At 61.9% G+C, this 13,253-nt stretch carries 20 protein-coding genes and 1 tRNA gene; 15 read left to right on the forward strand and 6 right to left on the reverse strand.

Annotated elements, in window-relative coordinates:
- The first annotated feature begins 83 nt into the window (after positions 1-83).
- The 13 genes from K288_RS0134810 (at position 84) to K288_RS0134875 (ending at position 8,926) form a co-directional block, all read left to right on the forward strand.
- A complete protein-coding gene (locus K288_RS0134810) occupies positions 84-593 on the forward strand; it encodes a hypothetical protein (protein ID WP_152535807.1) in 510 nt (169 codons plus the stop codon).
- A complete protein-coding gene (locus tag K288_RS0134815) occupies positions 593-832 on the forward strand; it encodes a hypothetical protein (protein WP_027583702.1) in 240 nt (79 codons plus the stop codon). The genes K288_RS0134810 and K288_RS0134815 overlap by 1 nt, the downstream gene beginning before the upstream one ends.
- On the forward strand, positions 825-1,580 hold the full coding sequence (locus tag K288_RS0134820) for a terminase family protein (RefSeq protein WP_027583703.1): 756 nt from the start codon (positions 825-827) through the stop codon (positions 1,578-1,580). Before K288_RS0134815 ends, K288_RS0134820 begins: the two co-directional genes overlap by 8 nt.
- A 3-nt stretch (positions 1,581-1,583) precedes the next feature.
- Positions 1,584-2,249, forward strand: a complete 666-nt coding sequence (locus K288_RS49850) for a hypothetical protein (RefSeq protein ID WP_152535808.1) — start codon at positions 1,584-1,586, stop codon at positions 2,247-2,249.
- 18 nt (positions 2,250-2,267) lie between these two features.
- A complete protein-coding gene (locus K288_RS0134830; protein ID WP_027583704.1) occupies positions 2,268-2,624 on the forward strand; it encodes a hypothetical protein in 357 nt (118 codons plus the stop codon).
- Positions 2,625-2,644: 20 nt separating this feature from the next.
- Positions 2,645-3,529, forward strand: coding sequence for a hypothetical protein (locus K288_RS0134835; protein ID WP_027583705.1), 885 nt, complete (start codon positions 2,645-2,647; stop codon positions 3,527-3,529).
- Positions 3,530-3,548: 19 nt separating this feature from the next.
- A complete protein-coding gene (locus tag K288_RS0134840) occupies positions 3,549-5,459 on the forward strand; it encodes a hypothetical protein (protein ID WP_027583706.1) in 1,911 nt (636 codons plus the stop codon).
- Positions 5,460-5,469: 10 nt separating this feature from the next.
- Entirely contained in the window at positions 5,470-5,853 is a 384-nt protein-coding gene (locus K288_RS0134845; RefSeq protein WP_152535809.1) for a hypothetical protein, read from the forward strand.
- 166 nt (positions 5,854-6,019) lie between these two features.
- Positions 6,020-7,420, forward strand: coding sequence for an N-acetylmuramoyl-L-alanine amidase (locus K288_RS49855; protein WP_051334895.1), 1,401 nt, complete (start codon positions 6,020-6,022; stop codon positions 7,418-7,420).
- Complete coding sequence (locus tag K288_RS0134860) at positions 7,417-7,596, forward strand: hypothetical protein (protein WP_027583708.1); 180 nt, start codon at positions 7,417-7,419, stop codon at positions 7,594-7,596. The genes K288_RS49855 and K288_RS0134860 overlap by 4 nt, the downstream gene beginning before the upstream one ends.
- Positions 7,593-7,922: a hypothetical protein gene (locus K288_RS0134865; RefSeq protein WP_027583709.1), complete on the forward strand. Its 330-nt coding sequence runs from the start codon at positions 7,593-7,595 to the stop codon at positions 7,920-7,922. The genes K288_RS0134860 and K288_RS0134865 overlap by 4 nt, the downstream gene beginning before the upstream one ends.
- A 92-nt stretch (positions 7,923-8,014) precedes the next feature.
- Complete coding sequence (locus K288_RS0134870) at positions 8,015-8,704, forward strand: hypothetical protein (RefSeq protein WP_027583710.1); 690 nt, start codon at positions 8,015-8,017, stop codon at positions 8,702-8,704.
- A gap of 12 nt (positions 8,705-8,716) precedes the next feature.
- Positions 8,717-8,926, forward strand: coding sequence for a cold shock domain-containing protein (locus K288_RS0134875; RefSeq protein WP_027583711.1), 210 nt, complete (start codon positions 8,717-8,719; stop codon positions 8,924-8,926).
- A gap of 26 nt (positions 8,927-8,952) precedes the next feature.
- Here the strand turns inward: K288_RS0134875 and K288_RS0134880 are convergent, their stop codons facing one another.
- Entirely contained in the window at positions 8,953-9,249 is a 297-nt protein-coding gene (locus K288_RS0134880) for a helix-turn-helix domain-containing protein (RefSeq protein WP_027583712.1), read from the reverse strand.
- Positions 9,246-9,623 carry a type II toxin-antitoxin system RelE/ParE family toxin gene (locus tag K288_RS0134885; protein WP_027583713.1) on the reverse strand — a complete coding sequence of 126 codons (378 nt, stop codon included), beginning with the start codon at positions 9,621-9,623 and terminating at the stop codon, positions 9,246-9,248. The genes K288_RS0134880 and K288_RS0134885 overlap by 4 nt, the downstream gene beginning before the upstream one ends.
- 697 nt (positions 9,624-10,320) lie before the next feature.
- Between K288_RS0134885 and K288_RS0134895 the strand changes: the two genes are divergently transcribed.
- Both K288_RS0134895 and K288_RS0134900 read left to right on the forward strand, forming a co-directional pair.
- Positions 10,321-10,572, forward strand: coding sequence for a hypothetical protein (locus K288_RS0134895; protein ID WP_027583715.1), 252 nt, complete (start codon positions 10,321-10,323; stop codon positions 10,570-10,572).
- Positions 10,569-10,958, forward strand: a complete 390-nt coding sequence (locus K288_RS0134900; RefSeq protein ID WP_027583716.1) for an SH3 domain-containing protein — start codon at positions 10,569-10,571, stop codon at positions 10,956-10,958. Before K288_RS0134895 ends, K288_RS0134900 begins: the two co-directional genes overlap by 4 nt.
- Positions 10,959-11,170: 212 nt before the next feature.
- Here K288_RS0134900 and K288_RS0134905 read toward each other — a convergent pair.
- The 4 genes from K288_RS0134905 to K288_RS47420 all read right to left on the reverse strand — a co-directional run.
- Positions 11,171-11,244 (reverse strand) — tRNA-Gln (locus tag K288_RS0134905).
- A gap of 261 nt (positions 11,245-11,505) precedes the next feature.
- Positions 11,506-12,291, reverse strand: a complete 786-nt coding sequence (locus tag K288_RS47410; protein WP_244443369.1) for a transglycosylase SLT domain-containing protein — start codon at positions 12,289-12,291, stop codon at positions 11,506-11,508.
- A gap of 2 nt (positions 12,292-12,293) precedes the next feature.
- On the reverse strand, positions 12,294-12,752 hold the full coding sequence (locus K288_RS49860) for a hypothetical protein (RefSeq protein WP_210164439.1): 459 nt from the start codon (positions 12,750-12,752) through the stop codon (positions 12,294-12,296).
- A gap of 51 nt (positions 12,753-12,803) precedes the next feature.
- The coding region (locus K288_RS47420) for a YbjN domain-containing protein (RefSeq protein WP_043161494.1) at positions 12,804-13,253 on the reverse strand (450 nt) is incomplete at its 5' end.

The raw sequence follows: 13,253 nt of genomic DNA on the forward strand, positions 1-13,253 counted from the left end.
GTCGTCCGCGATGCATGGTATGCCGCTCCGTCGATCGGGCGCGCATTGAGCTGCTCAAGGCTGGTGGCGCTTCGAGCGCCAGCTTGGCGAAGAAGTTCGACGTCAGCGAAGACGCAATTCAGAGACATTGGAAGTCTCACGTCTCAAATGAGAGCAAGAGCACATTTCTTGCCGGCCCGGGCGCACTAGAAACGTGGGCGCAGAAAGCCGGCGCGGAGTCTGACTCCATACTCGACTATCTCCGGTTGCTACGCACATCCCTAACCGCTCAGCTCACGGCCTGTTCCGACGCCGGCGATACCAATGGTGTAGCGACCGTCAGTCACGCTCTCACCAAAGTGCTCGCGGCCATCGGCAAGGTCACCGGCGAGGTCAGCACGCTGTCGTCACTGACGGTCAACCAGAATATCAACCTGGCCGAAAGCGCCGACTTCATGAAGGCGCAGCGCGCCATCCTCAAGGCCCTTCAGGCGCACCCTGCGGCCCGCGCAGACGTGGTGAAGGCACTGCAGGCCCTCGATCTGGCCGACGCACCGGTGGCCTCGCCTGGTCATCCACAGGGCCGCCTCATCGAGCTGAGGCCGAACCCGTGATGAACAAGCTGCTTGGCGACCTGCACCGCTTCATTGAGGCCCGCCGGAGGTCGATCCCTGCGGGTGTACACCCCGCAGCACGTGCCACGATCGACGGATGGTGCGTGGACATGCTGGCTGCCGTCGAGGAGATCGACCGGCTCGACCGGATGGTTGGGCAGAAGATCTCCAACGAGACCTTCGCGGTCCTGGCTCGGTCTCTCGCTGATGCGCTCGAGCGGGGCACTGTCGATGTCTAGCCTTGTGCGCCGCCTCACCCACGCCCTCGACCCGGTCCTGTTCGCCCGGGCTTGCGGCATCGACCCAGATGCCATGCAGCAGCGCCTGCTGAGCAGCACGAGCCGGAAGGTGCTGCTCAACTGTTGTCGACAGTGGGGCAAATCTACAACGGCCGCGTTGTTGTCGCTGCACGAGGCGCTGCATAATGCACCGGCGACGATCATTTTGATCTCGCCCTCCCAGCCTCAATCGACCGAATTGTTCCGAAAGGTCCACGGCTTCTGGCAGCAGCTCGATGGCGCGCCCCGTGCTGAGCAGGAATCCTTGACCCGCATGAGCCTCGACAACGGCTCGCGCATTATCAGCTTGCCCGGCTCGGAGAAGTCTGCCCGTGGCTACACGGCCCACCTGATCGTTGTCGACGAGGCTGCCCGCGTTCCTGACGAGCTGATGGTGGCAATCAGACCGACGCTGGCGACGACTGGCGGCAGGATCATCGCCATGAGCACGCCCAAGGGCCGGCGTGGCTGGTTTTTCGAGAATTGGAATACGGGCGAGGACTGGGAGCGCATCTCGGTCAAGGCGGCCGAGTGCCCCCGCATCGCTCCAGAGTACTTGGCTGATGAGTTGCGGGATCTTGGCCCGCTCCGTTTCTCGGAAGAATTCGAGTGCCAGTTCATCGACTCCGACACCTCGGCCTTTATGAGCTCTCTGATCCAGCAGGCTCTGACCGATGAATTCGAACCCTTTCTGCACGATCGGAGATAGTTGATGCTGTCAGATAACAACGCGTTCCCCCAGCGTGTCGAGGAGACGAACAAGTTCTTCATGGGCGTCGACCTCGGCCAGACGAACGATTCGACGGCGATCGTTGTCGTCAAGCGCACTACCGAAAAGGTTTGGTTCGGAGATCCGAAAAACCCGCGCAGCCATGTCCGGCCAGAAGTTTTTCGTGTTGGCTTCATCGAGCGCGTGCCGCTTCAGACGACATATCCGGCGATCGTGACCCGCGTCACCCGATTGCTTCAGATGGGTGTATGGGCCGGCAACATTTCGCTGGCAATTGACAAGACGGGCTGCGGTGCACCGGTCTTTGACATGTTCCTCAACTGCGGCGTCAAGCCGAAGGGCGTGCTCATCACGAGCGGCGACAAGGAGAGCATGGACAACTGGACGCACAAGGTGCCGAAAATGTTGCTCATCTCGAGGTTGCAGGCACTGCTGCACGAGAACCGGCTTCTGATCCAGAAGGATCTTCCCGAGGCGGCAACGCTCGTCCGCGAGTTGAGCGACTTTCGCGTCAACTACACCGACACCGGGCGGATGCAGTTCGGCGCCCGCGAGGGGCAGCATGACGACCTGGTCTTGGCGCTCGCAATCGCTGTCTGGGACGCATCGAAACTGTCGCCGCCACCGGCGGTATTCGGAAATTGGTGAAACATAGGGAGAATGAAAATGGACTACATCAAAGCTTTGAAAGACGAGATCGACGGCGCGATGCCGGTCGATATGCACGCCGCAACCGCGCTCATCAACGGCAGCACCAGTCGCCAGGGCCTGCGCGCGAAATACCATGTTCTGCTCGACCGCGAGTGGGGCGCCGGCCGTATGGGCGAGCGCCTGCATGGCGACACCGCGCAGCGTGCGCAGTCGATCTGCGACTTCGTTCTCGCCCAATTCCGCAAGCCGGTGTGTGAGGCGTCCGGCTGGAATCCATACGCTGGCACCTCGATCTCGGAACTTAAGACCGAGGAGGACAAGGTCTGGGCCGCCGACTTTGCGCAGCGTGTCGTCCACGTCGAATTCGAATGATCTGAAAGGAAAATCAGCAGATGGGCACCCCGAAAATTCTCGACCACGCTGGCAACGACAGGCTTTGGCCGTTCGGCGCCACGAAGAACGCCGCAATTCAAGGCCTCGAGCGCGCATTCCGCGACTCGTTGACCGCTGGCAACCGCATGAAAGACCATGCCGCCAATCTTCGCGGTTCCGGCAAACTCACCGAGCGAGGCGTTGCCGACGAGGCGCGCCGCTTCGGCCGCGAGGACGTTCTCCCGTCGGTCGCAAGGGGCACCGTAGCCCTGCAGCGTGCCCGCAAGAGCGTGACATCGAGGCTGGCGCAGTTAAAGCCTGCGGCGGTCGATAAGCAGGATCTGGTCTCCGCATTCACTCGCGCCGAATTCCGCGACCGGATCCGGGCGCTCCCGGCGGTGCGTCGTGAGGAGTTGCTCCAGCGGCACATTAAGGATCTATCGCCCGAGATGATCCACGCCTTGCTTGAGCAAGTCGAGTTTCCCTGGGCTGCTGATCAGGACCGACTGATCTCACCGGCAATGCGTGACGCATTGACGACCTCGCTGATCGAGGTGTCGCATCCCGAGGCTGCGGCGGAATTGGCCGAGTTGAGGGAAGCGATTGCGTATGTCGAACCCGTGGTTTCGAAGGCAACAGGCGAAATCCAGTCCGCGCTTGCGATGAATGCTGTCGACTTCGAGAAGGCCGTTGCGACCGAGGCCGCGAAGGAAGCGCCGGTCTGGCTCAAGCGGCAGGGTGACAAAACAGTCGTGCTCGTGCCGCATACGGAGCCCGCCTATCCCGGTGCCCCGGTACGCCCAAACGAGTTCAGGGCACGCGCAGCAACTGAAGCTGACCTGTTGAACGGCGAGTACTACGCGGACTCAGACGCTTGGCGCGCTGCCTGCGCGGCTGCGGCATAAGGGGACTGGGGGCAACTGAATGTCTGACGGCGCAAATTATCGCGTTTCACTCGACATCATCGCCAACCACGCCGGCGCGATGTCGGCGCTGTCTGCTATCGCGTCAAAGCTCTCCGGCATCCACGGGCAAGCGACCTCGTTAACGGGGGCGTTCAAGGCGTGGGCGCCGGCCCTTGCTGGCATCGGCGCCATCATTGGCGGCGCTGCGATCTTGGGCGGGCTCGAAAAGGCAGTCAAGAAAGCGAGCGAGTTTCAAGACGAGTTGCTCAAAATCAAAGCACTCGGCGGCGACATCGCGAAGGCGGTTGACTCTGGCGAATACTCGAAGATGTCGTTCGACCTAGCGAAGAAGACTGGGCTCAACGTCACCGATGCCGCCAAAATTGGAGGCGATTTCTATTCTATCGCCGGTTGGGAGCATACCAAACACCTCGCGGAAAAGGCCAGCGTATATCAGCGCCTATCGCAGCACTTCGGCGCCAAGGACGACCTGATGGACGCCGTCAGGGCCGGCGAAATTGGCGGCATGTTCGCGGACGACAAAGGAAACTTCGACGAGGCCAAAGCCGGAAAGTTCCTCGACGATACTGCGCGCCTGCGGCTGTTTACGCACGGGCGCATGGGTGCCAGCGAGGTTTTGAACTTCTACAAACAAGCCGGCACCGCAGCGCGTGGACTCGATGACGACTCGCGCACGAAACTGATGATTGTCGGCCAATCGATGGGCGGCAATCGCGCCGGCACCGGATTTTACAGTTTATTCCAGCAACTCGCGACCGGCCGCATGACCAAGCAGACGGCGCTCAACATGCAGGAGGCCGGACTCCTTAAGGAGGGCGAGTGGTACTCCGATCACGGCAAGGCGGTGATCCGCCCCGAGGCACAGAAGCGCCTCACGCAATTCGCCGGCAAAGATCTCAGCGGATTTGTCCATAATCTGTACGAGAAAATTAAGGACATGGCGCCGGCAGATGCCCAGAGATTCATCTCGAGCGTCAGCGGCAGGCAGACAACGGCGCGTGAGGTGGGCGACCTCGTCACCAACCTGCGGCAAATTGAGGCCGAGCAAGCAAGACTCGGCCAGGCGCCGGTCAACGACCAAGTCAAGAAAATGCTCGAGAACGAGTCGCTTAGCTACAACATACAAAACCTCCACAACGCATTCGATTCTCTTCTGACGTCGCTCGGCGGCCCAGCGGTCACCGCGGCAATCCCAGCGCTGCATCGAATTACGGCCGCGCTTAGCGACTTGGCAATCGCCGCGAACAAATTCCCAGGCGGCACCGAGCAGGTTCTGAAGGGGGGCGCCTCACTTGGCGCCGGTCTCCTCATGGGCGGCGCGGCCGGCTTCGCGTTTGGTGGCCCGATTGGTGCGATGGTTGGTCTAACCACGGCGCTCGGAGCGTTCGCAATTTTGAATTGGGACTCAATCAAGGCGCACGCCGACACGCTACTAAACATCGGCAAAACTCTAATCAGCACTGTGCCGGGAATGAGCGGGATCGTGACCGTGCTCGAGCAGATCGGCAAGATCCCGACGGAGACCATCAAAACTGTTCTCGGTGGCATCACCAGTGCCATCGGCACGTTCATCTCTGAACTGACGGCGCTTTGGGAGAAGATCAAGGGCATCGTCAGCGGCATCGGCGACCGCCTGGGAATCACGGGCGGCGGCAAGGGCGTCGATCGAAATTGGAAGATGGACGATCCGTCCGGCGCGATGCCGCCGGCGCAGAAGTCGAGTTTCGTACCTTCGGGGGGCGGCAAGCAGGCTATCCAGGTCCCTGTCAAGCTTGAGGTCGACGGCCGGACGTTGGCTCAGGCCACCGCCGACAGCATGTCCGCCCTCTATGAATTTCCGACACAAGCCCCATCGCCGGATGGCGTGAGCAGATATTTCGCCGGCGACCACAACTTTTCAGATGCATGAGGAGAACCAAATGACCGAACTTTCCGAACGAGTAGCACGTTACGCCCAACGCGAGCGCGAGGCTGATGCCCTCGGGCGCCTCATCGAGGTGCGACGCCTTAAGCCCAGCGAGCGCATCAAGCTGGAGGGCTTCTTGTCCGATCTCACCGGCGTGATCGAGGGCGAAGGCACCGACGGCACGAAGATTTCGATGCCGCGTTGGGTCACCATGCTGCCCGTCGCATCCGTTTCGAAGATCGATGACGTGCATGTGGCCTTCCCGCGTAGCCGCGGCGAGCTCGATGCGATCCTCGATCGCCTTGATGACGAGGGCATGAGTGCCGCGACCGCTGCGTTGACGCGCCTGCATCGCGACGAGGCCGTCATCGACCCGGAGGAAGCAGCAAAAAACTAGCGCAGGATCCCGTTCTGCAAATGCGTTTGTTTTGCGCCTCGAACGGGGTCCCACTTGCGGAAACTGAACTGATGGAATTTCACGAATTGCTTGCTCACGTCGTCATCATCGGCGAGCAGCAGGGCGAGCAAAAGTGGTCTTGGGACATGATGCGGTGGGTCAATAAGTGAGGGTCGTTGGCGAAATCACGGTCGACGGTCGTCCAGTCGGTCGTATCCTGCTCGGCGAGGTCGGCGAGGTCGATACAAGCTCAGATCTTGTCGGCTATGACCCCGAGGGTCGCGCCGATTCCAGCATGGGCGACGGAGGCCGCGGCTCTGCGCCATCGCACGGTCGTGGACCGCGTCACGGCGGCGGTCATCACGGCCGGCCGCATCACCAGCGCACGCACCACGCACCGAAGCGCGATCGGGCACCTGAGAAGCGCGAGGATAAGCAGGGCCCGCCTCGTCGCGACCGCGCCGGCGGCGAAGGTGACACTGACCCACGCAATGATCCTCCCAAGCCGAAGTTCAGCGGCGGCGAGGGCGACGAGATCGCCTCACCCAGCCACAAGGAAGAATCGAAGCCGGTCGCTAAGGGTCCTCGGGTCCGTCGCGGCTCTGCAGAGGTCGAGGGCGAGATCGAGGCAGCGGCGAAGCGGCATCACGTCGACCCGAATACGATGAAAGCCATCGCCTCGATCGAGTCAGACATGAACCCATCGGCGAACGCCAACAAGTCGACGAAATACAAAGGCCTGTACCAATTTTCTCCGGAAGAATGGAAGCGCTTCGGCTCCGGCAACATCTATTCTGCGCACGATAACGCTGAGGCGATGGGGCGCAAGATCGAGGCCGATCGAGCGGATTTCAAGAAACGCTTCGGCCGCGAACCGACCGATGAAGACCTCTACATGATCCACCAACAGGGCATGGGCCACTTCACCCGCGGCGCCCTCACGAATGTGCATGGCAACCCTTATCCAGGCATGCATGGCCCGCAGACCGCGGAGAGTTTCCGCGAGGGCTGGGGCAACGAACTCGCCAGACGAAAGGCGCACTTCGAGAATCCCGGCGCTGCGTCTGCACCGCAAGCCAACAACAGCGCACCGGCAGCGACGTCACCAGGCGCGCTGAAAGCCCCCAACGGTCAGGCTCCCGCGGGATTCATCGTCCATCACACGGGCGATCACCTCTCCACGTCTCAACTGGAGAATGTCTGGAACAACGAGCGCGGCCGTCACTTCGGCACGCAATATCATGTCGACCGCGATGGCAATCTGCACGTCCTCGACGGTCGCGGCCAGCACATCAAGAATTCCTGGGGCTCGGTCGTGGGCAATTCGTTAAACAACAGAAACGTCGTCGGCGTCGAGGTCGCGGCGAAGAACGACAAGGACGTGACCGAGAAGCAGCTCGAGACCGTGCGCCGCCTGGTTGAGGAACAGTACCCCAACACGCCCGTCTACGGCCACGGCGAGGTAAACCCCGGCCATCGCGAGGCCGACGAGGGCATGAAGATCGTCAACAGGATCCGCGCCGATCGTGCCGCGAAGTCCGAAACTTTCGGAGAAGCAATGAAATGACCAGAGTCATACTACGCGCAGCGGCGGTAAACGCCATCCGCGGCGCCACGAACACACTTAATGCGTGCACGCGCTTCCTGGTGCGCCATCCCGCCGTCGCCGAATCGATCCCGGTCGTCGTGTCGGCGGTTGCATTCGCGGGCACCATCGCCCTCGCCATCACGGTGTTTCGATGAACCGCCAGCTCGAGATAACACACGAAATCGCTATCCTGTCTGGGGAGGTCGGTTTCGACGCGGCGATCGGGACGCTGAGCAGGAAGTATCGCGCCGCCGCCGCTGTCGAGCGCGCCGTCATCAGTGCCGCTAGCGAGCTTGCCGATACGTTTGGCGGCGACTGGCATTCTACGATACATGTGCTTAGAGCGCGCTATGGCGGGCCACTGAGCGAGCGCCTGGAGCGATATAGAAGGGCCAGCGTTCCGGCGGCGAAGGCGCTGGGCGACGTCTGTTCGGGGAAACTCGATCATCCGTGGGCCGATCGGCTGAAAGACGAAGATTGATCCGTTTCGCGGCGGCGCCCATCCCGTCGCGATGAACCCCGGCCGTTTGCCCGGATGTACGGCAGCGGTCGGGGATTTGACTGGAGTATGAATTGGCCAAGCTATCGAAGAACGGCAAGCGTATCGGTAGACCACGGTCACCGCCGACACCGTCACCGCCAGAGCCGCATGAAGCGCTGCAATTCATCGATAAGCTCCAGCGCATTCTCGCCGACATGGAAATCGAGTCCGTGCCGGAGGACGTGGCCGAGTATCTCAGGTTCCGAATGCGTCGCAGCGACTTGATGCATGGTGTGGATCCGAAGCGCTTCCCCTCCACTGGCACCGACTATGTCGTGACGCTGGTCCGGTCGATAGCGGAGTCGACCAACGGCCCCGCCGCGCTTACCGTGCCGATCTTGTCCGCCATGTCGGATTGCGCCAAACCGCTGTGGGTCAATCGTGGCTCGGAGTGGCTTGAGGCGCTCGACGACATCAAGCTTCTCGAGCTCGAGGCGGGGATCCGTGAGCTCGACATTGCTGACGACACATCGTCGATGCTGAAGGCTGCGATCTATCGGCGCCTGCATCGCAAGCTCGGTTCACCCCATCCGCCGCCGCCACCGAAGCCGAAGAAACCGAAGCCGGTTAAGCCCGACCACATCTCCCAGGAGGCCTGGGATGACATGGTCGAGGCGCGGAATGCGCGCAGGCGGGAGACGTATCGGCGGTGGCGGGAAGCGAAATCCCTCGCGGCTGGGGAGACAGCCGCACCGAGGCGACGGAATCGCCAATCAAAATAAGGACTTTAGGACGTGGCTACCGGTAAGATACAAAAATACATCCCTGAGAGAAAGTTCGGTTTTATTCGCGGCGACGATGGCAGCCGCCAGGACATCTTTTTCCATCATTCGCAGTTGCTGTTTTTCGAAGAGCCGCAGTTCGGGATGCGTGTTTGCTATGAGCTGACCGCCGATCCGACGGGCCGGCCGCGCGCTACCAACGTGAGACTCGGCGAGGGCTGAGCAGAATGGCTGGGCGGGCGCGCGCGTTAAGCAGTAGCCAACGCCTCAGTGACTGCGTCCGGATTCTTCTCTATGACCTTTAGGAGAATGCGAGCAGATACCTCCGGCGTTCGGCGCCTCTGCTCCCAGTCCCTGAGGGTCGCCGCCGGAATGCCAAATCGTAGCGCGAACGCCTCCTGACTCAGGCCAAGCGTCCTGCGAATCTTCTGGACATCGAGAGTTTCAGGGACGTGGACCTGAAAGGAAGCGGGGTCAGCCTCTCCGCGCGCAATCTTGCGGGCATTTTTCGCGGACTTAATAAGGCGCTTTCCAAGTGTGCTCATCTTGCTCTCCTACGTAACTCGGCTGCCTTGCGTTTGACCGACCTCAGATAGTCCTCTGCCAGCCCGGCCAGCTCTTTTTTTAGTTCATTTCTTTCGGCGTTCGTCAGATTGTCCTTCTCATTTTTCTTGAACACCGCCAGCATGAATACGGGAATATCTTTGCCCCCGTAGTAGTGGACCACTCGGTAGCCTCCCGATTTACCCTTCCCGGGTATCGGGAATCTGACCTTTCGAGCGCCTCCAGTTCCGACCATCGGAGATCCAAGCATTGGATCTTCGGATAGGGCGTTTACTATCAGCGCTCGCTCCTCGGCCGACATTCCCACGTCAGCTGCATCTCTCAGAAAATCTTCAGTTTCGATAACCCCGTGCATGCATATATACGGCAGTGCCGTAGCAACGGCAAGCCCCCTCTAGCGGTTCCGTTTCACAACCTCTGGTAACGTATTATTTAGGATTGGGAGATTCCCCAAGCTCCAGGGCTCTTCGGAACCAGCTTTTCCAGAGGAATGACGGATACTTCGTAGGGTCGTCCAAAGCTTGAGGCTCGCGGCTCGGTGACTAGAATCGTCCCGCCAAAACGTATCTAAGCGCCCGCCCGGTCAGCCAGGGGACAAGAGCGAATAGGGCGATTCCAGCGCCGACGTAGGGAGCTTGGGCGACGTCCACAGGGTTGCCCGTACGAACCATGACCACAGCCACCGCCACGCCTGCCAGAACGCACAAAGCCGCGAAGATGCTCCCAACCCAGAAAAGAACGTCCCCCAAGCGTTCTGCCACTGCCCTACCCCTTATTTTCCCTTTGATTTCAAGGCAATGGAGACTAGCCGGCGGATGGCTTCGGAGCGGTTCGGCTTGTCGGGGAGGCGGACAGCCCACGCTTCGATTGCCGCAGCCAGTTCGGGGTGCAGCCTCAACGCCGCAATAGGGGCCTTGCCGGTGGCGGGCCGCCCCCGCTGTTTTTTAGGTATAACACTATTTGACTTTGCCATATTTTTGTATAACCTAAAAGCAAGCCGGAAGGAAGTGCAACCTTCCTCCCGGCTCTAACCCCGACAGGAGGATTGGATCGTGTCGAAGCTGACCTGTGATACCACTATCTCGCTGAATCCAAAAGAAACCCCGCTAGGCATCGTTGCCCAGATGGAGGATAGCACCTCCGAGCTGCTCGCGTTCTGCCGGATTCTGCTGCACCTCAACATCGAGGACGTCGACCCGGAATCGATGGCCTACCTCGCGCTGCATTTGGTCGGCCTCGCAAGGGGTCTTGAGCTCCAGCGCGGCCGCCTTCGCGACGCGCTGCGCGATGGGGGCGACCAATGAGGCGATCCAGCATCCTCGCTCTCGGCTGCTTCGCGGCGGCCCTGGGCTCCATCCTCACGCCGACGTTCGCGCCCGGGACGATTCTGTCGGTGGCCGTCACCCCGGCGTACGCCACAATTGACGGATGTGCGGTTGTGCTGCCAACGCCGGACGGGTTTCTGAACCTGCGGGAGGCACCAACCGCCAACTCCGGCGTCGTCGGCGCGTTTCGGCCGGGCCAGCGGCTGGAGGTCGATGACGCCGAGTGCGAAACGCGAGACGATCTATCGATCTGCAGCGCGGAATGGACCCGCGTAACGGGAATCCAGCGGAAGGATCGGGGGCCACCGCACGGCCTGCAGGGATGGGTCGCCAGCAGATGGGTCCGGTGGATCCGCTGCGAGTGATCGCCCCAGTTCCCAAGACATCAAGGGCCCGTCGGTTCGCCGGCGGGCTTTTTGTTTTGGGTCCATGTCGCAGTCATGTCGCACGGACTTGCCGGGATCAAATTGGAACCATTGAAATCATAGGGTAAATTATTGCAACACGCGCAACATGAAAAAGCCCATAGCGAGCGGACCCAATCTCTAAAACGTTTTTATTTTCAGTGGGTTAGGGCTGGCTGGGGAACCTGGATTCGAACCAAGACAAACAGAGTCAGAGTCTGTTGTGCTACCGTTACACCATTCCCCAAGAATTGCTCAACGGTATCAATAGCTTAAGTCTATGACCGGAGGCAATGGCGGCGGGCGGGATTATTGGCAAATCGCCACCGCGCTGCGAGGTCCTTCTACTGTTCGGTCCGGGCCTTGGCAAGCAGGTATGGCGAGCGTTTCCGGGCAAAAATGCGGCCAGGCACCGTGTGCGACCGGCTAACAGTACGGCTCCCAGGGCAAGAATGCTCGTGCCGCTGTCGCTCCATCGGCCAAGCCGGGGCGCTAACCTTCACATCCCTCACCGCGCGCCGCGCACTTGCATCACGATTGTGCTGAGCCTTGTGTTGAGCCCTGCGAGATCGACGCGGCCGATGCCGGCTGTCCCAAGACATTTCTTTCCGCAACCGCCACCCAGCGCTGTCGGCTTGCCGAAGGTTGCTATCGGGACGCTGCCGGTGACGGGAAATCCGCGCGCGAAGAGCTTGGCGCGGACCGCGAGGCAGTAGTTGACCGAGAGATGGGAGAAGCGCGTCTCCCCAGGGCCGGCGCGATATTTCATCGTGGCGGTGCAAAGGTCGCCGCCGGCAAGGCGCCATGCCTGCGCGAGGTAAGTCACCCCATAACGGATGTTGTTTTCGGGCATCGCGAGCTCGGCATTGCTTCCCATGAAGCCCAACATGCGCGCCGTCGACGGCAGGATCTGCATCAACCCGATTTCGCCGACACCGCCGATTGCGCCGGGGTTGTAACCACTCTCCACCGCCATCACGGCCTCGGCAATGGCCGGCGCCAGTCCCTGCCGCCCCGCCTCCTTCTCGATCAGCGCCCGGTAATAAGCGAGCGCGTCGCGACGGTTCATCGGCGATTCCGGCTTGGCCGCTGCTGAAGGACCAGCCAGCGGTCCAGCTGATGGCGGGCCCGGCGCGGGGACCGTGTCCGCAGGCACCTCGATCGCAGCGAAACGCACCGCGAAGCTCGCATCGTTCGTGGCGGGCTCGGCGCCGGCAGTCGTCATCAGCGCGGTGGACAGTGCTGCGATTGCCGCCACCAGGCCGCGCCATCGCTTTGATGCCGGTGCCGGCACGTTCAATTCTCCGGCGGCGTCTTCGGACGCAAGGAAAGCCGCATGCGCAGCGGCTGGGGCATGTCGAGCGGCGTGCTGCCGACGCCATCGCCGATCAGAAGCGCGGACAGATCATGCGAGGCATCATCGTCAAGGCCTTCCAACTCGATGCGCTGGACCTTGCCGTCGGGCATCACCCACACACGGACGACGATCGACGGGGGCGTCGCCCCCGCGTCGGGTGTACGCTTGGCGATCGCCTCATGGAAGCGGAGCGCCGGCGTGGACTCCGACGCCAAGCGCTCCTGCAATCGAAGCTGCAGGCGCTTGGCGAAGTCCTGCCAGGCCGCCGGCGCCGAGGCCGCTTTCAGCCTGCCGTCCACGTCGGGGGCGGCCCTGGCCGCGATCGGCTTGGCCCCGAGCAAGACGACCAGCGCGCCGAGCGCGGCGCCGAGCCCGCGCGCAACGCGTCGTCGCCACACGAAGCGGCTTCCACCGGTATGGATCGCGGCCTTGATCCGCATCTGGCGCGGCTACTGGACCGTGTGGGGCACGTCGGGCTCGGCGATGTGGTCGCGCTCGGTCGCGGGCGTCTGCACGGCCGCGCCCGCGCCTTGCGCAGCCAAGGCCTTGGCCTTGTCGTTTACCTTGGCCAGGTTGGCGAGTTCGTCGCGCAGATAGGCCACGAGCTGCTGCACCAGGTGGTCCCAGATTTCGATCTGGGCCCGCAGGTTGGTCGGCGTCACGCCGCCGGCGACCGAGACGTCGAGCGACAGCGCCAGGAACGGCGGGCTGAGCTGCAGCCGCGCGAACCGGCGGCTGGCGTTCCAGCGGTTGACCAATTCGAGCGGCAGTTCGCCCTGGACCTGCAGCACGGCGATGAGGGCGACGTCGAGGAAGCCCTGCGGCTCGCCGGCGGTCGGGTTGCCGGGACGGACGTCGAAGGCGAGCCCGTTGGTGGCGGAGCGCAGGTAGGCGAGGCC

It is taken from the genome of Bradyrhizobium sp. Ai1a-2, from assembly GCF_000426245.1.
In the GTDB taxonomy this organism is placed as follows: Bacteria; Pseudomonadota; Alphaproteobacteria; order Rhizobiales; family Xanthobacteraceae; genus Bradyrhizobium.

Bases quoted from the DNA above. Each gene is read 5' to 3' on its own strand.
- K288_RS0134815 (WP_027583702.1), top strand. From the start codon at position 593: ATGAACAAGCTGCTTGGCGACCTGCACCGCTTCATTGAGGCCCGCCGG.
- K288_RS0134820 (WP_027583703.1), top strand. From the start codon at position 825: ATGTCTAGCCTTGTGCGCCGCCTCACCCACGCCCTCGACCCGGTCCTG.
- K288_RS49850 (WP_152535808.1), top strand. From the start codon at position 1,584: ATGCTGTCAGATAACAACGCGTTCCCCCAGCGTGTCGAGGAGACGAAC.
- K288_RS0134830 (WP_027583704.1), top strand. From the start codon at position 2,268: ATGGACTACATCAAAGCTTTGAAAGACGAGATCGACGGCGCGATGCCG.
- K288_RS0134835 (WP_027583705.1), top strand. From the start codon at position 2,645: ATGGGCACCCCGAAAATTCTCGACCACGCTGGCAACGACAGGCTTTGG.
- K288_RS0134840 (WP_027583706.1), top strand. From the start codon at position 3,549: ATGTCTGACGGCGCAAATTATCGCGTTTCACTCGACATCATCGCCAAC.
- K288_RS0134845 (WP_152535809.1), top strand. From the start codon at position 5,470: ATGACCGAACTTTCCGAACGAGTAGCACGTTACGCCCAACGCGAGCGC.
- K288_RS0134860 (WP_027583708.1), top strand. From the start codon at position 7,417: ATGACCAGAGTCATACTACGCGCAGCGGCGGTAAACGCCATCCGCGGC.
- K288_RS0134865 (WP_027583709.1), top strand. From the start codon at position 7,593: ATGAACCGCCAGCTCGAGATAACACACGAAATCGCTATCCTGTCTGGG.
- K288_RS0134880 (WP_027583712.1), bottom strand. From the start codon at position 9,249: ATGAGCACACTTGGAAAGCGCCTTATTAAGTCCGCGAAAAATGCCCGC.
- K288_RS0134885 (WP_027583713.1), bottom strand. From the start codon at position 9,623: ATGCACGGGGTTATCGAAACTGAAGATTTTCTGAGAGATGCAGCTGAC.
- K288_RS0134900 (WP_027583716.1), top strand. From the start codon at position 10,569: ATGAGGCGATCCAGCATCCTCGCTCTCGGCTGCTTCGCGGCGGCCCTG.